This is a genomic window from Acidovorax benzenivorans (assembly GCF_028680575.1).
GTDB lineage: Bacteria > Pseudomonadota > Gammaproteobacteria > Burkholderiales > Burkholderiaceae_C > Acidovorax > Acidovorax benzenivorans.
On sequence record NZ_JAPCKI010000003.1, the window covers coordinates 374,161 to 396,971 of the forward strand.

Annotated in this window: 15 protein-coding genes; 7 read left to right on the forward strand and 8 right to left on the reverse strand. The window is 66.0% G+C overall.

Translation table 11 applies throughout. The features are described 5' to 3' along the window. Position 1: 1 nt before the first annotated feature. Together OIN59_RS07625 and OIN59_RS07630 are read right to left on the reverse strand one after the other, a co-directional pair. Entirely contained in the window at positions 2-283 is a 282-nt protein-coding gene (locus OIN59_RS07625; protein ID WP_274108841.1) for a VF530 family protein, read from the reverse strand. A gap of 156 nt (positions 284-439) precedes the next feature. Continuing rightward, entirely contained in the window at positions 440-1,357 is a 918-nt protein-coding gene (locus OIN59_RS07630; protein ID WP_274108843.1) for a LysR family transcriptional regulator, read from the reverse strand. Between the two features lie 268 nt (positions 1,358-1,625). Here OIN59_RS07630 and OIN59_RS07635 point away from each other — a divergent pair, with 268 nt between their 5' ends. From OIN59_RS07635 to OIN59_RS07650, 4 genes are all read left to right on the forward strand, one after another. Beyond that, on the forward strand, positions 1,626-2,423 hold the full coding sequence (locus OIN59_RS07635) for an alpha/beta hydrolase (RefSeq protein ID WP_274108845.1): 798 nt from the start codon (positions 1,626-1,628) through the stop codon (positions 2,421-2,423). 473 nt (positions 2,424-2,896) lie between these two features. Then, positions 2,897-4,159, forward strand: coding sequence for an efflux RND transporter periplasmic adaptor subunit (locus OIN59_RS07640; RefSeq protein WP_274108847.1), 1,263 nt, complete (start codon positions 2,897-2,899; stop codon positions 4,157-4,159). Between the two features lie 34 nt (positions 4,160-4,193). Then, a complete protein-coding gene (locus OIN59_RS07645; protein ID WP_274108849.1) occupies positions 4,194-7,427 on the forward strand; it encodes an efflux RND transporter permease subunit in 3,234 nt (1,077 codons plus the stop codon). Between the two features lie 109 nt (positions 7,428-7,536). Continuing rightward, positions 7,537-9,033 carry an efflux transporter outer membrane subunit gene (locus tag OIN59_RS07650; protein ID WP_274108851.1) on the forward strand — a complete coding sequence of 499 codons (1,497 nt, stop codon included), beginning with the start codon at positions 7,537-7,539 and terminating at the stop codon, positions 9,031-9,033. A 185-nt stretch (positions 9,034-9,218) separates the two neighbouring features. Here the strand turns inward: OIN59_RS07650 and OIN59_RS07655 are convergent, their stop codons facing one another. Then, positions 9,219-10,391, reverse strand: a complete 1,173-nt coding sequence (locus OIN59_RS07655) for a pyridoxal phosphate-dependent aminotransferase (RefSeq protein ID WP_274108853.1) — start codon at positions 10,389-10,391, stop codon at positions 9,219-9,221. 88 nt (positions 10,392-10,479) lie between these two features. On the opposite strand from OIN59_RS07655, the gene OIN59_RS07660 reads away from it, so the two are divergent. The 3 genes from OIN59_RS07660 to OIN59_RS07670 all read left to right on the forward strand — a co-directional run bounded on the left by OIN59_RS07660 (position 10,480) and on the right by OIN59_RS07670 (position 13,383). Then, positions 10,480-11,916: an NAD-dependent succinate-semialdehyde dehydrogenase gene (locus tag OIN59_RS07660; protein ID WP_274108855.1), complete on the forward strand. Its 1,437-nt coding sequence runs from the start codon at positions 10,480-10,482 to the stop codon at positions 11,914-11,916. 223 nt (positions 11,917-12,139) lie between these two features. Next, entirely contained in the window at positions 12,140-12,694 is a 555-nt protein-coding gene (locus OIN59_RS07665; protein WP_274108857.1) for a MarR family winged helix-turn-helix transcriptional regulator, read from the forward strand. Beyond that, entirely contained in the window at positions 12,691-13,383 is a 693-nt protein-coding gene (locus OIN59_RS07670) for a GNAT family N-acetyltransferase (protein WP_274108859.1), read from the forward strand. Before OIN59_RS07665 ends, OIN59_RS07670 begins: the two co-directional genes overlap by 4 nt. A gap of 265 nt (positions 13,384-13,648) precedes the next feature. Here the strand turns inward: OIN59_RS07670 and OIN59_RS07675 are convergent, their stop codons facing one another. From OIN59_RS07675 to OIN59_RS07695, 5 genes are all read right to left on the reverse strand, one after another. Then, positions 13,649-14,617: a porin gene (locus OIN59_RS07675; RefSeq protein ID WP_274108861.1), complete on the reverse strand. Its 969-nt coding sequence runs from the start codon at positions 14,615-14,617 to the stop codon at positions 13,649-13,651. Between the two features lie 390 nt (positions 14,618-15,007). Then, entirely contained in the window at positions 15,008-17,185 is a 2,178-nt protein-coding gene (locus OIN59_RS07680) for a TonB-dependent siderophore receptor (RefSeq protein WP_274108863.1), read from the reverse strand. 100 nt (positions 17,186-17,285) lie between these two features. Continuing rightward, entirely contained in the window at positions 17,286-19,415 is a 2,130-nt protein-coding gene (locus OIN59_RS07685; protein ID WP_274108865.1) for a TonB-dependent siderophore receptor, read from the reverse strand. Between the two features lie 214 nt (positions 19,416-19,629). After that, on the reverse strand, positions 19,630-20,367 hold the full coding sequence (locus tag OIN59_RS07690; protein WP_274108866.1) for a TonB-dependent receptor: 738 nt from the start codon (positions 20,365-20,367) through the stop codon (positions 19,630-19,632). A gap of 201 nt (positions 20,368-20,568) precedes the next feature. Beyond that, on the reverse strand, positions 20,569-22,794 hold the full coding sequence (locus OIN59_RS07695) for a TonB-dependent receptor (RefSeq protein WP_274108868.1): 2,226 nt from the start codon (positions 22,792-22,794) through the stop codon (positions 20,569-20,571). Between the last annotated feature and the right edge of the window lie 17 nt (positions 22,795-22,811).

The following is a 22,811-nucleotide window of genomic DNA, read 5'->3' on the forward strand; positions in this document are numbered from 1 at the left end:
GTTACTCCTGCGCGTTGCGCCGCTGGTCGCGCAGCATGAAGAGGTAGAGGCTCTCGACCTTCTCGCGCGCCCAGGGGGTTTTGCGCAAAAACTTGAGGCTGGAGCCCACGCTGGGGTCGATCTGGAAGCAGCGGATGGGAATCTGTCGTCCCAGCTCGTCCCAGCCAAAATAATCTGCCAGGCCCACCACCATGGCTTCGAGTGTGACGCCGTGCAGGGGATTGCGCGGCTGGGTGGGCTTGCTGGCTGGCGGGGTTGGCGGTGGGGTATCTGGGGTGCTCATGGCGCCAAGCATACAGACTGAGATCGTGAACACGTTCTGAGGGCAACCCTGTCGCGTGCATCGAGCGTGAACCCCACCAGCGCCACCGTGGAACTGGCTTTGCCAGGCCACGGGTGGCGTCCCCCTTTGGGATGACGCGAAGCGGCTCAGGGGGCGTCAGGCCGTGCGCTGCAGGTGAGCCTCGCGTTGAAACAGCTCTGCCGCCCAGTCCACAAATGCGCGCACCTTGGCGCTCAGGTGGCGGTTGGGCGGGTACACCACATACACGGGCAGCAGGGTCTGGGTCCAGTCGGGCAGCAGTTGCACCAGGGTCCCGCTGCTGAAGTGCCGCTGGGCCTGCCAGCTGCTGATCTGGCCAATGCCCAGGCCCGCAACGATGGACGTGACGTAGGCGTTGCTCTCGTTCACGCTCAGGTGGTAGGGGCCGGTGATGTCGATGGACTCGGACCCTTTTTGAAACTCCAGTGGGTAGTGCCGGCCGCTTTGCGGCGAGAAATAGATCACGCTGACGTGTTTTTCTTCGATCTCCAGCGGATGGGTGGGCGTGCCCTTGCGCGCCAGATAGTCGGGCGAGGCCACCGTGATGAACTCCAGGTTGCCAATGCGCCGCGCCACCAGCGACTGGTCGCTCAGCTCGCCACCCCGGATCACGCAGTCCACGTTGTCGCCAATCAGGTCCACCATGCGGTCACTCACGCCCAGGTCCACCTGGATGTCCGGGTAGCGGGCATGAAACTCCGCCAGGTGCGGAATGATGAGCAACTGCGCCACCGACGTACCCACGTCGATGCGCAACCGCCCGCGCGGGTTGGCGCGCGCGTTGGTCATGCTGGCCTCGATGTCGTCCAGGTCGGTCAGCAGCCGCACCGTGCGGTCGTAGTAGGCCGCGCCGTCGGGTGTCACCGTCACGCGGCGCGTGGTGCGGTTGAGCAGCTTCACACGCAGCCGCTCCTCCAGCGCTTGCACATGCTTGGTCACGGTGGCTTTGGGCAAATTCAGCGAATCTGCTGCCCGGGTAAACGTGCCGGCCTCCACCACCCGCACGAATATGCGCATGGCCTGAATCTGGTCCATGGCTTCTCCTTGAGTCATCAGCACCCAGATTGGGTGCTGAAGAATTCTCACACGGGCGACAGGGTTTGATTGTTGAGCTTTTGGAAACAGTGCAGTGGTGTTTGACCTGTTTATCTGAAAGGCCCAACCCACTACATTTCATCCATCGTCAACCGACCCTTCACCTACTTACTGGGTACCTGCCATGCAGCCCGACCGCCCGTCTTCGTCAATTTCGCCATCGCAGCCCGCTGCGGCGCCCGCCAAGGCGTCCGGGGCGGCATCGTCCATGTGTTCCGATTCCACCATTGAGGTGGCCCAGGGGCAAGACGTGGCGGTGCGCATGTACGGCCGCAAGAAGGCCGGCCAGGCGTCACCGGTGGTCGTGCACTTCCACGGTGGGGCCTTCATGTCGGGTGACCTGGACAACGGCTGCACGGTGGCCTCGCTGCTGGAGAGTTCCGGGGCGGTGGTGGTGTCGGTAGCGTATCCGCTCACGCCCTTCCCCCAGCCGGTGGACACGGGTTACGGCGTGCTCAAGTGGGTGCACAAGCACCGTACCAAACTCGGGGGGCAGGGCGCCGCCGTGTACCTGGCGGGCGAAGAGGCAGGTGGCAACCTGGCGGCGGCCGTGGCCCTGATGGCGCGCGACCAGTCGCACCCGCCGCTGGCCGGGCAGATTCTGTTGTCGCCCATGCTGGACCCCTGTGTAGGCACCGCGTCGCTGCGCGAGGCCACGGGGGATTCCACTGGATGCAAGTGGACCGAAGGCTGGCGCAACTTTCTGCGTTGCCCGCGTGATGCCGAACACCCCTATGCCGTGCCTGCAGGCGCGCAGCGCCTGGCAGGGCTGCCACCTACGCTGATCTTGGTGGGCGACACCGACCCTATGCACGACGAGGCGCTGGCTTACGCGGCCCGGCTGGAGGCCGCAGGCCTGCAGGTCACCCGCCATGTGTTCTCCAAGAACCCGCAGTGGCCCGATGCCCTGTTGCAGACCGGTTCGCACGAATGCCCTTGTGCTGTGGGTGCGCAGCAGCAGTTCCGGCAGTTCTTCGCGGCCACGCGAAGTCCGGTGCCGTCCTGACGGCCCCTGACTCTCTCGTACACCACTGAAAGCTGCTGACCTCCCCCTGGTGGAGGCAGAAAAACAGGGGGCTCGGCGCGAGCCCCACTCCCTTTTTGCGCATTGATTTTCCGGCCTGGCGTGTCGGAGGGGAAACGCTTGCCCGGCGTTGTCCTGCCTGCACGCTGGGGCCACGCCACCCATTCAAACAAACGACACGGAGGAAAAAACGAACCATGAATGCATCCCCTATCCCGTTGGCCTGCAGCCGTTGTCACAGCGCGCTCGACCGCAGCGTCTTGTGACGACGGTGACGCACAGGCCACCCAGGTATTTGTCGCCGGGGTATTGACCTTTCCTCCGTGTCATTGCCCAGACTTTCATTTCGCCCCCTTGCATTGACACCTGCCGAGCACAGCCCACAGGCGCCAGCGCACGGCAGACAAGCTTCACAGCGTGCTCCACAAGGGCACCCCAACTGATCGAAAGTGACCATGAACTTCCCATCCTTCTCCAAGTTCTCCCAGCGCCGCCCTCTGGGCCTGGCCACCCTTGCCACCGCCGTGACGGCCACCGTGGCCGCCGCCGTTCTGGTGTTCCAGTCGCCCGTGGCGCAGGCTGATAGCGCCCCTGCAGCACCACCCGCCATGCCGGTGTCGGTGGCTGCCGTGCTCCAAAAAGACATCGCCCTGTGGGATGAGTTCTCGGGCCGTCTGGAGGCGGTGCAGCGCGTGGACGTGCGCCCGCGCGTCTCGGGCGCTGTGCAGTCCGTGCATTTCCGCGAAGGCTCGCTGGTCAAGCAGGGTGACCTGCTGGTCACTGTGGACCCGGCCCCTTACGCTGCCGAAGTGGACCGCGCCGAGGCCCAGGTGGTCGCCGCCCAGGCTCGCGTGTCATACACCCGCAGCGAGCTGGAGCGCGCCACACGCCTGCTGGAGGAAAAAGCCATTGCTCAGCGTGAGCACGACGAGCGCCTGAACGCGCAGCGTGAGGCCGATGCCAACCTGCGCGCCGCCCAGGCCGCGCTGCAGACCGCCAAGCTGAACCTCAGCTACACCCAGGTACGCGCCCCGGTGGCGGGCCGCGTGGGCCGCATCGAAGTCACCGTGGGCAACCTGGTGGCTGCCGGTGCGGGTGCCCCCGTGCTGACCACGCTGGTGTCCGTGAGCCCCATCTACGCCAGCTTTGATACCGACGAGCAGATCGTGGTGAAGGCCCTGGCAGACCTGCAAAGCGGCCAGCGCGGCAATAGTGCCCGCCAGCTCATCGAGCGCATCCCCGTGCAGATGGGCACTGGCACCACGGGCGGTACGCCGCACGCCGGCCGCTTGCAGCTCATCGACAACCAGGTGGATGCCAAGAGCGGCACGGTGCGTGTGCGCGCCGTGTTCGACAACGAAGACGGCGTCCTGATGCCCGGCCAGTTTGCGCGCATCCGTATGGGCCAGGCACGCAACACGCAGGCGCTGCTCATCAACGAGCGTGCCGTGGGCACCGACCAGAACAAGAAGTTCGTGATGGTGGTGGGCGAGGGCAATAAGGCCGAGTACCGCGAGGTCACCCTGGGCGCACCGATTGACGGCCTGCGCGTGGTCACCTCGGGCCTCAAGGCAGGCGAGAACATCGTCGTCAACGGCCTGCAGCGCGTGCGCCCCGGCGCCGTGGTGGCGCCCCAGCCTGTGCCCATGACGGCTAAGGCCGAGGTGGCAGGCGACCGTAAGGAAGCCAAGAACAACAGTAAGTCGCCCGCCGCCTGAGCGCGCGAACCAGCGACGCAAGGAATTTGCATCCATGAACCTATCCCGCTTTTTCATCGACCGCCCCATCTTTGCCGGGGTGCTGTCGGTGCTCATCTTCCTGGGGGGGCTCATCGCATTGCGCGGTCTGCCTATCTCCGAATACCCTGAAGTCGCGCCCCCCTCCGTGGTGGTGCGCGCACAGTACCCCGGCGCCAACCCCAAGGTGATCGCCGAGACCGTGGCCACGCCGCTGGAGGAGTCCATCAACGGCGTGGAAGGCATGCTCTACATGGGCAGCCAGGCCACCACCGACGGCGTAATGACGCTGACCGTGACCTTTGCCCTGGGCACCGACCCCGACAAGGCCCAGCAGTTGGTGCAAAACCGCGTCTCGCAGGCCGAACCACGCCTGCCCGAGGAAGTGCGCCGCCTGGGCGTCACCACCGTCAAGAGCGCGCCGGACCTGACCATGGTGGTCCACCTGGTCTCGCCCAACAACCGCTATGACATCGATTACCTGCGCAACTACGCGGTGCTCAATGTGAAGGACCGCCTCGCCCGCATCGGCGGCGTGGGCCAGGTGCAGATCTTCGGCGGCGGCGACTATTCCATGCGTGTGTGGCTCGACCCGCAAAAGGTCGCGCAGCGCGGCCTTTCGGCCAGCGATGTGGTAACCGCCATCCGAGGCCAGAACGTGCAGGCTGCCGCCGGTGTGGTGGGTGCATCGCCCGGCCTGCCGGGCGTGGACCTGCAACTGTCCATCAACGCACAGGGCCGTCTGCAGACCGAAGAAGAGTTCGGCGACATCATCGTCAAGACCGGTGCCGACGGCGCGGTGACGCGCCTGCGCGACATCGCCCGCCTGGAGCTGGGCGCGGCCGATTACTCGCTGCGTTCGCTGCTCAACAACGACCCCGCCGTGGGCATGGGCGTGTTCCAGGCGCCGGGCTCCAACGCGCTCGACATCTCGGCCAACGTGCGCAAGACCATGGACGAGATCCAGAAGAACATGCCCGAAGGCGTGGAATACCGCATTGCCTACGACCCCACGCAGTTTGTGCGCGCCTCGATCAAGTCCGTGATCCACACGCTGCTCGAAGCCATCGCCCTCGTGGTGCTGGTGGTGATCCTGTTCCTGCAGACCTGGCGCGCGTCCATCATCCCGCTGCTGGCCGTGCCGGTGTCGGTGGTGGGCACGTTCGCGGTGCTGCACCTGCTGGGCTTTTCGATCAACGCGCTGAGCCTGTTCGGCCTGGTGCTGGCCATCGGCATCGTGGTGGATGACGCCATCGTGGTGGTGGAGAATGTCGAGCGCAACATTGAGGCGGGCCTGACCCCGCGCGAGGCCACCTACCGCGCCATGCGTGAAGTGTCTGGCCCCATCATCGCCATCGCATTGGTGCTGGTGGCTGTGTTCGTGCCGCTGGCCTTCATCAGCGGGCTCACGGGCCAGTTCTACCGCCAGTTCGCGGTCACCATCGCGATCTCCACGGTGATCTCGGCCATCAACTCGCTGACCTTGTCGCCCGCGTTGTCGGCACTGCTGCTCAAGGGCCACAACGAGCCCAAGGATGCGCTCACGCGCGGCATGGACAAGGTGCTCGGCGGCCTGTTTCGGGGCTTCAACCGCTTGTTCCATCGCGGCTCCGAGGCGTACAGCGGTGGCGTCAAGCGCGTTATCGGCCGCAAGGCACTCATGCTCGTGATCTACCTCGCGTTGGTGGGCGCCACCGTGGGTCTGTTCAAGATCGTGCCCGGCGGCTTTGTGCCCGCGCAGGACAAGCAGTACCTGATCGGCTTTGCCCAGCTGCCCGACGGCGCCACGCTGGACCGCACCGAGAACGTGATCCGCCGCATGGGCGAGATCATGAAGGAGAACCCGAACGTCGAAGACGCCATCGCTTTCCCGGGCCTGTCGATCAACGGCTTCACCAACAGCTCCAACGCCGGCATCGTGTTCGCCACGCTCAAGCCCTTTGCCGAGCGCACCCGCGCCGACCAGAGCGGCGGCGCCGTGGCAGGCCAGCTGAACCAGGCCTTTGGCAGCATCCAGGACGCGTTCATCGCCATGTTCCCGCCACCCCCGGTGGCGGGCCTGGGCACCACCGGCGGCTTCAAGCTGCAGATCGAAGACCGTGCCTCGCTGGGCTACGAAGCCATGGACAACGCCGTGAAGGCCTTCATGGCCAAGGCCTACCAGACACCCGAGCTGACCGGCATCTTCAGTAGCTGGCAGGTCAACGTGCCGCAGCTGTACGCCAACATCGACCGCACCAAGGCACGCCAGCTCGGCGTGCCGGTGACGGACATCTTCGACACGCTGCAGATCTACCTGGGCAGCCTCTACGCCAACGACTTCAACCAGTTTGGCCGCACCTACAGCGTGCGCGTGCAGGCCGATGCGGCCTACCGCGCGCGGGCCGAAGACGTGGGCCTGCTCAAGGTGCGTTCCAGCACCGGCGAGATGGTGCCGCTGTCGGCGCTGATGAAGATGGAGCCCAGCTTCGGCCCCGAGCGTGCCATGCGCTACAACGGCTACCTCGCTGCTGACGTGAACGGTGGCCCTGCGCCCGGTTATTCGTCGGGCCAGGCACAGGCCGCCATCGAGCGCATTGCCAAGGAGACGCTGCCCCAGGGCATCACGTTCGAGTGGACCGAGCTGACCTACCAGGAAATCCTGGCCGGCAATTCCGCCGTGCTGGTGTTCCCGCTGGCCATCCTGCTGGTGTTCCTAGTGCTGGCCGCGCAGTACGAAAGCCTCACGCTGCCCATTGCCATCATCCTGATCGTGCCCATGGGCATCCTGGCCGCGATGACGGGCGTGTGGCTCACCAAGGGCGACAACAACGTGTTCACGCAGATCGGGCTCATCGTGCTGGTGGGGCTGTCGGCCAAGAACGCGATCCTGATCGTGGAGTTTGCGCGCGAGCTGGAGTTTGCCGGGCGCACGCCCGTGCAGGCCGCCATCGAGGCCAGCCGCCTGCGGCTGCGCCCCATCCTGATGACCTCGCTGGCCTTCGTGATGGGTGTGCTGCCCCTGGTGCTGTCCACCGGCGCGGGTGCCGAAATGCGCAGCGCCATGGGCGTAGCGGTGTTCGCCGGGATGATTGGTGTGACGGCCTTTGGCCTGTTCCTCACGCCCGTGTTCTACGTGCTGCTGCGCAAGCTGGCGGGCAACCGCCCGCTGGTGGAGCACGGTGCGCATGTGGCGCCCATCTCGCACACCCCAGGCACTGGTGGCACCGCCCACCCCGTGCTGGCCGCGCCGCGCAAGGAGCACGAATGATGCCCCTGACCACGGCGACAACAACGACTTTTGTGGCCCTATACGCGCGCTCCACGATGTCCACGCTGCTGATCGCGGCGGGTGCATCGGCCGGGGCAGGAGACCAACCATGACCGATTTGCTATTGAAGAAAAACTCCACCGACAGTGCCTTCGCAGCGCGCAAGCGCAGCCTGCTGGCGCCCTTGGCCGCCGCCTTGGTGTTGGCCGGTTGCATGACCCAGCCCGTGGCCCCCGCGCCGCATGCCGGTGTGCCCGTGCCCACCAGCTTCACGGCAGGGGGCGACACCCTGCCCACGGCTCCATGGACGGTTGCTGCCCCCGCCGAGGCGCAGCCGCGCGGCGAATGGTGGCTGGGCTTTCAAGACCCGGTGCTGGCCGACCTGGTGCTGCGTGCGGGCACGGCCAACACCAGCATCCAGCAGGCCGCTGCACGGCTGGCCGAGGCGCGCACGCTGCTGCGCTCTGCCGACGCCGCCCGCTCGGTGCAGGTAGGTGCATCGGCGGGCGTGACGCGCCAGGCAGGCGCTGCCACCACGGGCAGCGCGGCACCCGCCACACTGGGCACGGCGGGGCTCAATGCCTCGTACGAGCTGGACCTGTTTGGCCGCCTCTCGCAAACCAGCGACGCTGCGCGCCTGGATGCCGACACGCGCGAGGCTCTGCTGCAAAGCACGCGCCTGATGGTGCAGGCCGACGTGGCGCAAACCTATCTGCAGCTGCGCGCCGTGCAGACCGAGCAGGTGCTGGTGCAAGAGAGCCTGGCCGCCTACCAAGGCACCCTGCGCCTCACGCAGCGCCGCCTGCAGGCGGGCGATGTGGCCGAGCTGGACGTGGCCCGCGTGTTGACCGAAGTGGCGGCCACCGAATCCGAAGCCCTGGCCTTGCAGCGCCAGCAAGCCCTGCTCACCAACGCCCTGGCCGTGCTGACGGGCGAGGTGGCCAGCGGCTTTGTGTTGCCCCCCGCCATGGGCGACGCTGCGCTGCCGGTAATTCCGCCTGGCGTGCCCGGCACCGTGCTGGCCCGCCGCCCCGATGTGTCGGCCGCACAGACCGCTGTGCTGGCCGCGCAGGCCCGCGTGGGTGTGGCACAGAAGGCGTGGTTCCCAGCGGTCACGCTCACGGGCAATGCGGGGCATGCATCGCCCGAGTTGGGTGATTTGTTCAAGTGGTCGGCGCGTGCGTGGGGCGTGAGTGCGCTGCTGTCGCTGCCGATCTTTGACGGTGGCCAGCGCGATGCGCAGATCGAAGGGGCCAAGGCACGCCTGGAGGCCGCGCTGGCGGACCACCGTGGGCAGGTGCTCAATGCGTTTCGCGACGTGGAGGATCAGCTTACCTCGCTGCGTCTGCTGTCCGGCCAGGCCGAGGCGCAGGGGCGCGCGGTGACTGCCGCGCGACGGGCGACGCAGTTGTCGGATGCGCGGTATCGCAATGGGCTGGTGAGCCAGCTCGAACTGCTGGACGCGCGCCGCAGCGAGTTGCGCAACCGGCGGCAGGAGCTGCAGGTGCGGACGGCGCAGTATGTGGCGACGGTGGGGTTGATTCGCGCGCTGGGTGGCGGCTGGGGGGATCAGCCTGCTGTGAAGGTGGCGCAGGTGTCTCAGTAGTTTTTTGGGCGATTTTGGCTGCTGGCGCTTATTTATTAGGCGCCAGCAGCTATTGTTTTTGTAGTCCTTGGTCTTGCCGAACGGTCTCCCCAGTCAGAACGCCAGACAAAACGCTACAAAATTAATAGCTGCCAGCGCATATTCCATAAGCGCTAGCGGCCAAAAAATCCAAAAGTCTCTCTCCATTACCCCTTCAGCCACCCCCTCAACCTCTCCACCCCTTCCTCCAACCTCCCCACATCCCGGCTCGCAAAACACCACCGCAACCACCCCGCCGCCTCGCCCCCAAACGCACTGCCCGGTGCCAACCCCAACCCCGCCTCCCGCACCAGCCGCTTGGCCAGTGGCAAGCACTCGTCATGCCCCGCGATGTGGAAGAACGCATACATGCCCCCACGCGGCGTGGCTACCGACACCCCCGGCACATCGGCCAGCAACGGCACCAGCGTGTCGCGGCAGGTTTTCAGGTGAGCGACCAGCGAAGGCGTCACCTCGTCCGTGCGTTGCAATGCCACTGTGGCCCCGCGCTGCACAAACACCGGCGCGCACGAGGTGTTGAACTCGATCAGCTTGCCCACCGCAGGCGTCATGGACGGCGGCAGCACCAGCCAGCCCAGTCGCCAGCCAGTCATCAAGAAGCTCTTGGAAAAACTGTGCGTCACCACCAGGCGGTCCTCGGGCTCGGCCACGTCCAGAAAGCTCGGTGCGGCGCCATTGACCGTGTCGCCCGCGTAGTACAGCCGCTCGTACACCTCATCCGCCAAAATCCACGTGCCCGTGCGGCGGCAGTGCGCCAGGATGGTGGCTTGCTCCTCGCGCGTCAGCGTCCAGCCCGTGGGATTGTTGGGAGCGTTGACGACCAGCAGGCGCGTGGTGGGGGTGATGGCGGCCAGCAGCGTTTCCATGTCCAGCCGCCATGCGCCGTGCGCGTCGGCCACCAGCGGCACGGTGCGCACCTGCGCGCCCAGAATGCGCGGCTGCGCCACCAGGTTGGGCCACACGGGCGTCACCAGCACCACCTCGTCGCCCGCGTCCACCAGCGCCTGCACGGCCACCATCAGGCCGTTCACACCGCCGGAGGTGACTGCGATGCGGTCAAACCACGCATCGGTATGCTGCTGCGGGTGCAGGCCGTGCATGTAGCCCGCAATGGCGTGGCGCAGCTCGGGCAGGCCCAGGTTGTGGGCGTAAAAGGTCTCGCCCTTTTGCAGCGACGCAATGGCCGCGTCGCGGATGAAATCGGGCGTCACCTCGTCGCTCTCGCCAAACCAGAACTTCAGCACATCGCTGCGCCCCAGGCCTTCGTTGGCCACCTCGCGGATGCGCGACTCTTCGAGGCTTTGGACTACTTCTCGCATGCAATCTCCTTGAAATACACAGCCATCATCGCAGGCGTATAGTCGTTTTTTCGATTTTTTCACCACATTGGCTGACCAACCAACACACATGACTTATCCCAACACCCAGCTCTTCATCGCAGGCCAGTGGCAAGACGCCGCCGAAGGCAAAACCATTGCCGTGTTCAACCCCTCCACCGGCAAAGAAATCGGCCGCGTGGCCCACGCCAGCAAGACGGACCTGGACCTGGCACTCGCCGCCGCGCAAAAGGGCTTTGAAGCTTGGCGCGACATGCCCGCCGCCGAGCGCGCCAAGACCATGCGCCGCGCCGCCGCACTGATGCGCGAGCGCGCCGAGGCCATTGCCGCCATCATGGTGCAAGAGCAGGGCAAGCCGCTGGCAGAGGCCAAGGTCGAAACCATGGCATCGGCCGACATCATCGAATGGTTTGCCGATGAGTCGCTGCGCGTGTACGGCCGCATCGTGCCCTCGCGCAACCTCAAGGCCACGCAGATGGTGCTCAAGGACCCCGTGGGCCCCGTGGCCGCTTTCACGCCGTGGAACTTCCCCATCAACCAGGTGGTGCGTAAGCTGGCCGCCGCCCTGGGCGCAGGCTGCTCCATCCTGGTGAAGGCGCCCGAAGAAACCCCTGCCAGCCCGGCCGAGCTGATCCGCGCGTTTGCCGATGCAGGCGTGCCCGCAGGCACCGTGGGCCTGGTGTATGGCGACCCGGCTGAAATCTCCAGCTACCTCATCCCGCACCCCGTGATCCGCAAGGTCACCTTCACCGGCTCCACGCCCGTGGGCAAGCAGCTGGCCGCGCTGGCTGGCAAACACATGAAGCGCGTGACCATGGAGCTGGGCGGCCACGCACCGGTCATCGTGGCGGAAGATGCCGACCTGGAACTGGCCATCAAGATCAGCAGCGGTGCCAAGTTCCGCAATGCAGGCCAGGTCTGCATCTCGCCCACGCGCTATCTGGTGCACGAAAGCATCCGCGCCGACTTTGTGGCCGCGTTTGCCAAATACGCCCAGGGCCTGAAGGTGGGCGACGGCCTGACCGCAGGTACGCAGATGGGCCCACTGGCCAACCCGCGCCGCATCACCGCCATGGCCGACCTGATGGCCGACGCCGTGCAGCACGGCGCCACGCTGGTAACGGGGGGCGAGCGCATTGGCAGCGAAGGCAACTTCTTCCAGCCCACCGTGCTGAATGATGTGCCCCTGTCTGCTCGCATCGTCAACGAAGAACCCTTCGGCCCTGTGGCGGCCATTCGTGGGTTTGAAAAGATCGAAGACGCGATTGCCGAAGCCAACCGCCTGCCGTTTGGCTTGGCCGGTTATGCGTTCACCTCGTCGCTCAAAAATGCGCACCTGCTGGCCCAGCGCCTGGAAGTGGGCATGTTGTGGATCAACCAGGCTGCTGCCCCTGCGGCTGAGCTGCCGTTTGGTGGGCTCAAGGATTCGGGCTATGGCTCGGAGGGTGGCCCAGAAGCCATCGAGGCGCATCTGAATACGCGCCTGGTGTCGATCATGAACGTGTAAACGTCGAGGTCAGCCAAGCCCGGGGCTGTGCGCATGTGGCCCAGGGACAGTTCGGCACAGAGCCTGCGGGCGATCTTCAGGAGCATTCCTGCGAGATCGCCCGCAGGCTTTTGTTTTTTGCGAGTCGCAATGAGCCGGTAAGGAGTGTCAAGGAAGAAGCGAAGAAATCGATTGACATGGCTTGTCAAATACATATCATGATATATATCAAAGATAGGAAACCATGATCGAAGACGTCGTCAAGGAACTCGGATTCCTCACCCTCGGTACGCGCTTCAAGCGCATTGGCGAGGCGCTGCAGGCCCAAACGCAGGCACTGCTGACCCAGCACGGCATTGACATGCCCGCTGCGCACTTCCCGCTGCTGGCGGCACTGGACTGGCATGGTGCGCTGGGTGTGGGCGAGTTGAGCCAGGCCGTTGGCGTCAGCCAGCCCGTGGTCACCCGCTCCTTGAAAGGGCTGGAGGACAGTGGGTTGGTGCAGTCGGAGGCGGTGGAGGGCGACCGGCGTGTGCGCCGGGTGGCGCTCAGCCCGCAAGGCCAGGCCTTGGTCCAGCGAGCGCAGAGCGATGTCTGGCCCGTGCTGGAAGCCTCAGTCGCTCAAGTGTGTGCGTCGCTCGAAGGCCCTTTGCTGGACCAGTTGGCGGCACTGGAAGCGGGGCTTGCGCGCACCTCGCTGTTGCAGCGCTCTGCAGCCTCCATCGCCACGGAGCAAGCCATGCGCATGCGCAAGCGCAAAAAAACCACCACCGCCAAAGGAAAGGAACAAACACGATGACCACCACGATGACCACGACCAACCCCTTGGACCGCCCCGTCTGGGCGTCACTGACCTTTGCCCCCGCCCTGGCCGAGGGCTGTGATCTGGCCAAGCGCTACCGGCGTGATGTCAACCTGTTTGCTTCGGCCAGGGATGACGATGACGCCAGCCTTTTTGTGCTGGCCAACCTGGTGGCCGAGGGGGAATCGGTCTTCGTATTGCAAGCGCAACCCATCCCGTTGCCCAAGGGCATGCAGGCCCTTCGCCGTGCCCAGGGCGTGCAGATGGTGGCCGGACGTGCCATTGCGGCCGAGTCGGGTGCCGAGACGGTCGTCGCGCTTGGCGACGCCGATGCCGCAGAGATGCTGGCCTTGGCGCAGTTGACCGAGCCCGGCCCGTTCCTTGTACGCACTCACACCATGGGCCGCTTTGTGGGCATCCGGTCCGAAGGCGTGCTGGTGGCGATGGCGGGTGAACGCATGCGGTTTGAAGGCGGTACGGAGGTCAGCGGCGTGTGTGTCCATCCAGACCGTCGGGGGCGAGGCTTTGCCCGTCGGCTTTCGTCGGTGGTGGCTCATGCCATCCAGCAGCGCGGGGACCGGCCTTTTCTGCACGCCTGGACCACCAATGAAGCGGCCATTGCCTTGTACGAAAGCCTGGGTTTTCAGATCCGTACCGAAGTGCAGGTGGCTGTGTTGGGGCGCTGATTTTGGATGTGTCCGCGAGGATTTGCCACATCTCTTTGCGTTGATTCTCGGCATCCCTTTGAAACGAATGCTTCACTTGGGACATCCGGGACATCCGGGACATCCGGGACATCCGGGACATCCGGGACATCCGGGGCATCCGGGACACCTGGGATGCCGCGCGCTTTCGTCGGGCACAAAAAAACCCCGCACTCCAAAGAAGTGCGGGGCAATTGGCTGTGTGTCTGCCCTCCCACCAGTCAGGGCAGCAGCGCGTGGGGCGCCATCAGAAGTTGTGGCGCACGCCCACTGCGAAGGAGCTGAAGTCGTTGCCCGCAGCGGACACGCCGTAGCTGGCAGCCTGGCTGTTGTTGACGCGGGTGTAGTAGGTGTAGATCTTGGTGCGCTTGCTCAGGTTGTAGTTGTAGCCCAGCGTGTATTGGGTGGCGGCGCTGTCGCTCACGTTGGAGTACTTGCCGGCACGGCCCACGTTCACGTGGAACTCGGACACGCCCATGATGTAGGCGGCCGACAGGCGCAGGTTGGTGCGGTTGCCGCCGTTGGCGATGAACACGTTCTTGTCGCGTTGCACGTAGGCGCCGACCACGAAGGGGCCGGTGGAGTACGAAGCGCGCACTGCGAACTGGTTCTGGTCGCCCAGCTTGGAGTAACCGGCGCCCAGGCCCAGCTTGCCGATTTCGTAGTTGGCAGCCAGGTCCATGCTGTTCTTGCCGCCGGTGCCGCTGGCCTGCTCGTGCTGGGCCCAGCCCGCTTCGAACGTGGCGCCGCCCAGGCTGGGGGTGCGGTAAGCGATCTTGTTCACGTCACGGGCAGGGTAGGCGTACAGCGCGTCTGCCGAGGAGCCGGTGTCGTGGTTGTGGTTGCTGATGAAGTCAGCCGTGGCGTAGTACGACTCGGACGTGAAGTTGCCCAGACGCACCATGCCGAAGCCGCCGGACAGGTTCACTTCGCTCTGGCGGGCAAAAATGCCGCGCGAGTCGGAAGCGCCGGAGCTGGAGTCAAAGCCGCTTTCCAGCTGGAAGCCTGCCATCAGGCCGCCGCCCAGGTCTTCCTGGCCCTTGAAGCCGAAGCGGGAGGAGTTGTTGAACAGGCCAGTCTTGGAGACATCGCCGTCTTTTTGGTGTTCGAAGCTGGTGTTGACCCGGCCGTACAGGGTGACGCTGCTCTGTGCAAAGGCAGCAGACGTGCCCACCAGGGCCAGCGCGGCGAGGGCGCAGCGGTTCAGTGTTTTCATTCGCGAGGTTCCTTAAATCAAATTTTGTTTGATGACAAATAATCACCGGCCAAAAAAACGCACAGGGGTGATGCCTTTGGGCCGCCGCTACAAGCAAGTTTGATGCCTGTGGTGATGTGATCGTTGCACTTTGCAACGGAGAGGGATGCTAATGGCCGCCGTGATTGGCCGCCACAGGGGTAAACACCTTTTTGTCATGAAGATGTCGTTGCGGCGCAACATCGTTGTGATATTTGCCCGCAATACCCAGAGTCCAGCCGAAGCCGGCATCCCCGCCGGGGTCGCGAATGCGGTGCCAACCCGCGCGGGCTGGCACCGATGTGGCGCCGGGCGCCACATGGCGGCTTTCAGAGTCTGTTGACGATCCCCAGGGAGACCGTCAACAGCCTCTCAGAACCGGTAGGTCGAAGTCAGCGTGTACGTCCGCGCCTGTCCGTAGAAGCAATCCCCGCGTGCCAGGCACTGGGTGATGTGCACCTTGTCGGTCAGGTTGACCACGTTGAAGGCCACGCGCCAGTCGCCAGCGTCGTAGGCCAGCATGGCATCGGCCAGGGTGGCGGCAGGGGTGCTGATGGCGCTGGTGCCGCTCCATTGCGAGCCGGTGTGGCGCACGCCCGTGCCCACTACCCAGCCACCGCGGCCCTGCGCTGCAAACCGGTGGCTCAACCAGGCCGATGCGGTGTGCTTGGGCACACTGGCCACGGGCTGGCCCTGGTCGCCTGCGTTGCTGCGGCTGATCTTGGCGTCAGTGAAGGCGTAGCCCACCGTGAAGTCCCACTGGCGGGCCAGGCTGGCTTGCACTTCGGCCTCAAAGCCGTTGACCTTCACCTCGCCGATCTGCAGGCTGTTGAGCGGGTTGCTGGGGTCGGTGGTCTTGCGGTTCTTCTCGCGCAGGGTGTACACGGCGGCAAACGCACTGATGCCCTGGCCGGGCGGCTGCCACTTCACACCGGCCTCCCACTGTTCACCGCGCTGGGGTTTGTAGGGGGCGCCGTAGGCATCGATACCACCCAGGGGCTGGAACGATTCGGAGTAGCCCGCATACGGTGCCCAGCCGCCATCCATTTGGTAGGTGACACCGGCTCGCTTGGTCCAGGCCTTGTCGTCCGCGGCGGCAGCAGGGCGGCCTTCGGTGTCGGTCTGGGTGCTGTCGTGGCGCAGGCCCACGGTGGCGGTAAAGCGGCCCCATTGGATCTGGTCCTGCGCGTAGAAGCCCAGCTGCTTTTGCACCACGTTGGGCTGGCGCACCAGTTGTGCCGCAGTGGGCGGCGTGAAGTTGCCGTACACGGGGTTGTACACGTCGATGGCGGGCGCCACGGCGCGCCAGGCCTGCTGGCCGGTGTGGTTGCGTTGCACGTCCAGGCCTGCGAGCACGGTGTGCGTGGCGCTACCTGCCTGCAGCTTGCCTTCAAGCTGCGTGTCGACGAGCAGCATGCGGCCAGTGTTGAGGTTCCACACCGCATCGCGCACCACAGTGCGGTTGTCGCTGTTGAACACGGGGCGCGCAGGGCGACCCGTGGCGGCGTTGGCGGTGAAGCTGGTGTAGATGGTGCGGTAGTCCACCTCGCTCACGGTGCGGCGCAGGTTCTGGCGCACGGTCCAGTCGCTGTTCAGGCGGTGGCTGAACAGGTAGCCCCACGAGTTGTTGGTGGTGTCATACGCGTCCCAGCCCGGCTCGCTGATGGAGGTGTTGCGCGGGATCTGCCCGTACTGGCTGGGCAACCGCGTGCCTTGCCAGGGGAAGAAGCCGATGAGCGAGCCGCTTTGGTCTTTCTGGTGCAGTGCCTGCAGCGTGAGCGATGTGTCGGCATTGGGCTTCCAGGTGAGCGATGGCGCAAACACCACGCGGTTGTCGTCCACATGGTCCACCTGCGTACCGCTGTCGCGGCCCACGGCCACCAGGCGGTAGAGCCACTGGCCGTCCTGGTCGAGCGCGCCGGTCAGGTCGGCGGCGATCTGCTTGCGCGCGTTGTTGCCCACTTGCACCTGTACCTCGCGCAGGGTGTCGGCCTGCGGTCGCTTGCTGGTGAGGTTGAGCACGCCGCCCACGCTGCCCTGGCCGTAGAGCACCGATGTGGGGCCGCGCAGAAACTCCACGCGCTCCAGCGTGTACGGGTCCGGCCGACTGGTGTTGTAGGTGCCGTAAGTGCGCAGCAGGCCGTCCTGGTACTGCGACACGGTACCGCCGCGTGCGGCAAAGCTGTCCACGCGGCTGTCGAAGTAGTTGGACACGGCACCTGCCGTGTACGCCGTCACCTGGCGCAGCGTCTGCACACCCTGGGCTTCCATCTGGTCGCGCGTGATCACGCTGATGGCCTGCGGGGTTTCGATGAGCGGGGTGTCGGTTTTGGTGGCGCTGAGCGCGCGCTTTGCCACAAAGCCCGTGACGGGGGCCGTGGGGCTTTGCTGCTCTGTGCCCGCATTGACGGTGACAGGGGCCAGTGCCTTTTCGGCCGTGGGTTCAGTGGTGCCAGTGGCTGTGGTCTGCTGCGCGTGGGCGGTGCCACACAGGGCCAGCAAGGCCGCGTGCGCGATGGCGGTGCGGCAGGCGGTGATGCCAGGTTTCATGGTGCGGTTTCTCCGATCGTTAAACAAAGAAAAGAGGGGCAGACCCGAAGGCGCCAGGTGGCGGTCACTACACACCTGGCGTCGGGCTCTGTGGGGGCCGTCAGAACGTGTAGTCCAGCGACACCTGCAGGCTGCGCGGCTGGCCCGGCACCACGGCGCCAAAGCCCGCTGCGGTGGTCGTTCCGTCCAGGTAGTAGCGCCGGTTGCCAGCGTTCTTCAGGTTGGCCTGCAGCCGCACACCACCTGCAAACTGATAGCCCACGGCCAGGTCCACCACGGTGTAGCCGGGCAGGCGCCACTTGTTGTCGTTGGCGGTGAACTTGTCGCCCTGGTGCACCAGGCCGCCGCCCACCCACAGGCCGGGCAGCTGGGGCAGGTGGTATTGCGTCCACAGCGATGCGTTGCGGCGCGTGGCCAGCGCAATGCGGTTGCCCACGTTGGCGCCAGCCGTGGTGTCCGCCAGCACCTTGGGGTCTTGGAAGCTGGCATTGGCGGTCACCGTCCAGCCGGGCGTGATGCGGCCTTGCAGCTCCAGCTCCACGCCCTTGATGCGCTGGCGGGCGGTCAGCACCGAATAGCCTGGGTGTTGCGGGTCGGTGGCGGGCGCGTTGGTCAGCTCCAGGTCAAACACCGACACCGTGGTCATCAGGCGCTGGTCCAGCCATTCCTGCTTCCAGCCTACTTCCAGTTGTTTGCCTTCAGACGGCGGCGCCGCGCGGTCGCCCCAGATCAGCGTGCCCGAGTTGGCCTGGAACGAGCGCGCATAGCTGGTGTAGACCATGCTGCCCGGCCGCACTTCCCAGCTCAACGCGGCGCTGGGCTGGGTCTTGCTCAGGTCGGTGACGGGCGTGGTGTAGGCGTCCTTGAAGCGGTCGTGGCGCAGGCCCAGCAACAGGCCGAAGTCGCCCAGCACCATGCGGTCCTGCACGAACACGCCGGTGTTGCGTGCATCGGATGACAGCCGCGTCACGCCGGTGGATGCGACTGGCGGCACCAGGCCCGCGATGGGGTGGTAGAGGTCGATGGCGCCCAGGTTGCCCGTGGTGCGCGCGCCGTAGATGCCTTCGATGGCGCGCCAGTCCATGCCGGCCAGCAGGGTGTGCTGCACCGCGCCGGTCTGCACCTTGGCACGCAGCTCGGCCAGTGCGGTGTCGGACGTGTATTCCTGCCCCGGCGCCAGCCAGTAGCCGCGCGCCACCTTGCCGTTGGTGACAGGGCCCATGGGCGAAGGAAGGTTGACGTTGCGGTGGGTCTCGTTGCGCGACAGGTGCACACGGCCCTCCAGCCCGTTGGCAAAACGGTGCTGCAGCTCGGTGGAATAAAAGCGCAGATGGCCGTCGGTGTTCAGCCACGGCTCGCCATAGAAGGCGCCCACCGGCAGCGCGTCGGCGCTGCGCGGGTTCTTGGGGTCGGGCACGGCCAGGCCCACGGTGGAGGTGCCGTGGATGCTTTGGGTCTCGGCCTGCGCACGCCAGACGGTGTCGGGCGTGATCTGCCACTCCAGGCTGCCCGCCACGCCCTGCTTGCGCGGGGTGTTGCCGTCCACAAAACTGCCGCCCCGGCTGGCGCCGCCATCGAGCCGGTAGCGCAGCGTGCCATCGGCGTTGAGCGGGCCGGTCAAGTCGAACTCTGCACTGCGCCAGCCGTGGCTGCCCGTGCCGATCTTCACGGTGCGCAGCGGGTCGGCCTGGGGCCGCTTGCTCACGTAGTTGACCAGGCCCCCGGGCGCGACCTGGCCAAACTCCAGCGCGGCAGGGCCCTTGATGACTTCGACACGTTCGATGTTGAACAGCGGTGGGTCCAGCAGGTGAACGAACTTGGCGCCGTCGCGCAAGAAGTTGAAGGTGTTGTTGGCCCATAGCCCCCGGATGGAGAACTGCGAGTACGAGCCGTAATACTCGCTGCGCGACGACACGCCTGAGGCATTGCGCAGCACGTCGCGCTCGGAGGTGGCCATCTGCTGCTCCAGCAGCACGTTGTCGATCACGCTGACCGCGCGCGGCGTCTCCAGCACCGACAGGCCCAGGCGCGAGCTGCTTTGCGCGCGCCGTGCGGGCGTGGCGGCTGCGCCTGCGGTGGAGTCGATGACATCCACCTGGCGCAAGGAGGGGGCTGCCGCTGGCGGTTCAACGGGCGCGGGCTCTGCGCTGGTTTGTGCCAGGGCGGTCCCGCACAGGGCCAGCAGGGCTGCGTGGGCCACGGCGGTGCGCAAAAAAATCGGTTGAATCATGATGCTATATATTTAATAGCTGCTGGTGCTTGTATATCAAGCGCTTGGCGGCAATTTGATGCTGAATGGTGGGCGTGAAGCGGCCTGCATGAACCCGCTGGCGTCATCGGCTGGCTGTTGCCGGGCGGGCTGCAGCGCCGGTGTGCACCGGGCTGCTGGCTGCACGCCGCGGCCCGGCGCAGCGGGCGTGTGGCGTGGCGGTGGTTGCTACGGCTTAGTGGGCCTTGGGCGGCTCGGGCAAGGCGGGCGACGCCATGCCGTCGGCCAGCACAAACGTGAGCGTGGTCACGTAGCTGGCTTCTCCGTACTTCTCGCCCTGGGCTTCGCCAGGGGTTTTGTCGCTGTGTTTCACCTCGGCCACGTACTGGCCCTTCCAGGGGGTGACAAAGGTCACGGTGCCGTCTTCACCGGCCTCGGTCTCGCGCGTCCAGCCAGAGGGGGCTGCCAGCTGCACCTTGGCCTTGGGCAGCGGCGCACCCTTGTAGACCACCTTGAACTCACCGGGCTTGCCGGTGGGCACCAGGTCCAGCGGGGCGGTGGGCGCCACGGGTTGCGCCAGGCTGGCCACCCAACGGGCCGAGGGCTGCCAGTACATGGCGGGCAGGTTGCGCTTGCTGCGGTCGATCAGCGGGTAGGTGGGCGCCACAAACAGGGTCTGGGGCGTGCCTGCCACGGTGTAGCTGAAAGCGTCCTTGCCCAGTTGGCCTTGCACGGGCTGCGCGGTAGCGCCGGTGCGCTGCTGCTCCAGCGTGGGCACGCCCTTGAACTGGTCGAGTCGGCCGGGTGAGGTCTCGCGCAGGTTCTCGTTGAACTCGCCAAAGTGCAGGCGGGCCTGGCCGCCCGTGTTTTCCAGCCACACCTGGTGGGCGTTGGCAGAGGTGACTGCGGCGATGGAGGCACAGGCGATCAAGGTGGCCAGCAGCGGTGTCTTGAGGTGTTGGGTGGAGGACATGGACGTTTCCTTTCGGTGGTTTCAACAAAAATCAAAAACAAAGGGCGTGCAGCGCCACAACCCCCGGTTGCGCAGGGGCTGAGAACTCACTGATTGATAGCTGCCAGCGCTTGATGGATAAGCGCCAGGTGGCTTTTTGACCCTGAAATGGGTCAGGGCAGAAGTGCCTGTGCGGTGCCTGTGCGGTGCGGGGGAGCCGCCTTAGAAGTCCACGCTCACACTCAGCGACAGCGTGCGCGGCGCACCCACCACCAGGTAACCCGAGCCGGGGTAGCCGCCGACCGAGGCCCAGTCGTTGCTGTTGGTCAGGTTGTCGATGCGCGCGCGCAGCGTGATGAGCTTGCCTTGCACTTCCGTCATATAGCGGGCACCCACGTCGAGCCGGTTCCAGCCGGGCACGCGCAGGGTGTTGGTGGCGTTGGCGTAGCTGGCACCGGTGTGCACCCAGCGGCCATCCACGGCCAGGCCGGGCACGCCGGGCACGTCCCATTCAGCGCCCAGGTTGGCCTGCAGCTTGGGCACACCGATGACGCGCTGGCCGTCGGTGGTGGCCGAGCCGGTGCTGACCTGCTTGGCATCCAGCCACGTCAGCCCGCCCAGCACGCGCAGGCCCTTGGTGGCCTCGCCCTGCAGGGCCAGCTCCACGCCCTGGTGGCGGTCCTTGCCGCTGGTGCTGAAGAGGTTGGCCGCGTTCAAAAACGCACGCGGCTTGGTGGTGGAGAACAGCGCCACGCTGCCGCCCACGCGGCCCGCGTCGAACTTGATGCCCACTTCCTTTTGTTTGGAGGCGTACGGCGCCAACATCTCGCCCCGGTTGGCCGCTGTGCTGGGCGCGGTCTGGCCCTGGCTCAGGCCCTCCACATAGTTGGCATACACCGACAGGCTTTTATCCACCTTGAAGACGGCGGCCAGCAGCGGGCTGGTGCGGCTCTGGTCATAGCGGTCGGTTTGCGCGGCAGTGCCGTAGGCGTAGTTGGCGATCTCGATCTTCTGGTGGCGCAGGCCCGCCGTGAACAGCAGGCGGTTGTCCACCAACGACAGCGTGTCGCCCAGCGCAAAGCTGGTCAGGCGGGTGCTGCCGGTGCGCTGCGGGTTGGCCAGGTCGCCGCCGAAGAGGGTGTTGGCGCTAAAGCCGGGCAGGCCGGTGGCTATGGGGTTGTAAAGATTGGTGGCGTGCGTGTTGCGCCAGTCCATGGCGTAGGCGTTCTTCTTTTCGAAGTCGTAGTGCGACGCCACTGCCACCCATTCATGCCCCACGCTGCCGGTCTGCAGCTTGCCACGCAGGCCCAGCTCGCCGGTGTTCACGCTGTCCTTGCGGGTGTTGTCAAAACGGTAGGTGGTGCCCGCGCCGGTGGTGCCGTTGGTCACCGTGAGGTTGGCCAGCGAATTGGCTTCTTCGCCCCGGCGCGCGCCCGCCGCTGCCCAGGCTGTGGTGGTGGGCGACAGGTCCCACTCGCCGCGCAGCGTGCCGAACACATCGCGCTCGTTCGAGTAGCTCCAGGGCTGGGCAAAGTTGGTCTGGTTGTCGGGCGCGTTGGGCACCGTGGTCACCGCACTGCCCAAGGTCACGTTGGTGCGCGTGTTCTTGAGCTGGTGGTCCTGCCAGCCGATGTCGCCCGACAGGCGCACGTCGCGGCTGCGCCAGTCCAGGCCCACGGCCAGCAGGCCGAGCTGCACATCTTCGTTGTCCACCGCCGTACCGCCGTTGCGCGCGGCCGCATTCACGCGGATGCCGGTGTTGCCGTCGGGCCCAAAGCGGCGGGCAATGTCGGCTGCCACCTGCGTCTGGCCACCGCTGGCCACGCCAAAGGTCACGCGGTTCAATGGCTCGTTGGGGGCCCGCTTGGGCAGCAGGTTGATGCTGCCGCCCAGGCCACCGCCGTTGGGGCTGGCGCCGTTCAGAAAGGCTGAGGCGCCACGCAGCACCTCCACCCGCTCGAACAGCTCGGTGGCGATGTACTGGCGCGGCAGCAGGCTGTACAGGCCGTTGTAGGCGGTGTCGTCCGAATCGAGGATGAAGCCCCGGATGAAGAACGCCTCCTGAAAATTGCCAAAGCCGCGTGCCACGCGCACCGTGGGGTCGTTCTGCAGCACATCGCCCACGCTGCGGGCATGGCGGTCCTGGATCAGTTCGTTGGTGTAGCTGGTGATGGAAAACGGCGTGTCCATCGCATCCTTGGTGCCCAGCACACCGGCACGGCCACCGCGCGCCACCTGGCCGCCGGGGTAGGCGGGCGACAGGCCTTGGGCCGACGCATCGGCGCTGGCGCTCACGGTGACGGTGGACAAGGTCTTGTTGCCCTCGGGCTCGGTGCCTTTGGCTGTCGCTTGTGCCCAGGCCGTGGGCGCGCCCAGCGTGAAGAGCAGGGCAGCGGCCAGGGCGGCCGGGGTTAGGGCAGGGCGACGAGAGGAATGAAGGTGGCGCATGGCGGCAGGTTGGTGCT

Coding starts and splice junctions, on each gene's coding strand:
- OIN59_RS07625 (WP_274108841.1), bottom strand. CDS start 283: ATGAGCACCCCAGATACCCCACCGCCAACCCCGCCAGCCAGCAAGCCC.
- OIN59_RS07630 (WP_274108843.1), bottom strand. CDS start 1,357: ATGGACCAGATTCAGGCCATGCGCATATTCGTGCGGGTGGTGGAGGCC.
- OIN59_RS07635 (WP_274108845.1), top strand. CDS start 1,626: ATGTGTTCCGATTCCACCATTGAGGTGGCCCAGGGGCAAGACGTGGCG.
- OIN59_RS07640 (WP_274108847.1), top strand. CDS start 2,897: ATGAACTTCCCATCCTTCTCCAAGTTCTCCCAGCGCCGCCCTCTGGGC.
- OIN59_RS07645 (WP_274108849.1), top strand. CDS start 4,194: ATGAACCTATCCCGCTTTTTCATCGACCGCCCCATCTTTGCCGGGGTG.
- OIN59_RS07650 (WP_274108851.1), top strand. CDS start 7,537: ATGACCGATTTGCTATTGAAGAAAAACTCCACCGACAGTGCCTTCGCA.
- OIN59_RS07655 (WP_274108853.1), bottom strand. CDS start 10,391: ATGCGAGAAGTAGTCCAAAGCCTCGAAGAGTCGCGCATCCGCGAGGTG.
- OIN59_RS07660 (WP_274108855.1), top strand. CDS start 10,480: ATGACTTATCCCAACACCCAGCTCTTCATCGCAGGCCAGTGGCAAGAC.
- OIN59_RS07665 (WP_274108857.1), top strand. CDS start 12,140: ATGATCGAAGACGTCGTCAAGGAACTCGGATTCCTCACCCTCGGTACG.
- OIN59_RS07670 (WP_274108859.1), top strand. CDS start 12,691: ATGACCACCACGATGACCACGACCAACCCCTTGGACCGCCCCGTCTGG.
- OIN59_RS07675 (WP_274108861.1), bottom strand. CDS start 14,617: ATGAAAACACTGAACCGCTGCGCCCTCGCCGCGCTGGCCCTGGTGGGC.
- OIN59_RS07680 (WP_274108863.1), bottom strand. CDS start 17,185: ATGAAACCTGGCATCACCGCCTGCCGCACCGCCATCGCGCACGCGGCC.
- OIN59_RS07685 (WP_274108865.1), bottom strand. CDS start 19,415: ATGATTCAACCGATTTTTTTGCGCACCGCCGTGGCCCACGCAGCCCTG.
- OIN59_RS07690 (WP_274108866.1), bottom strand. CDS start 20,367: ATGTCCTCCACCCAACACCTCAAGACACCGCTGCTGGCCACCTTGATC.
- OIN59_RS07695 (WP_274108868.1), bottom strand. CDS start 22,794: ATGCGCCACCTTCATTCCTCTCGTCGCCCTGCCCTAACCCCGGCCGCC.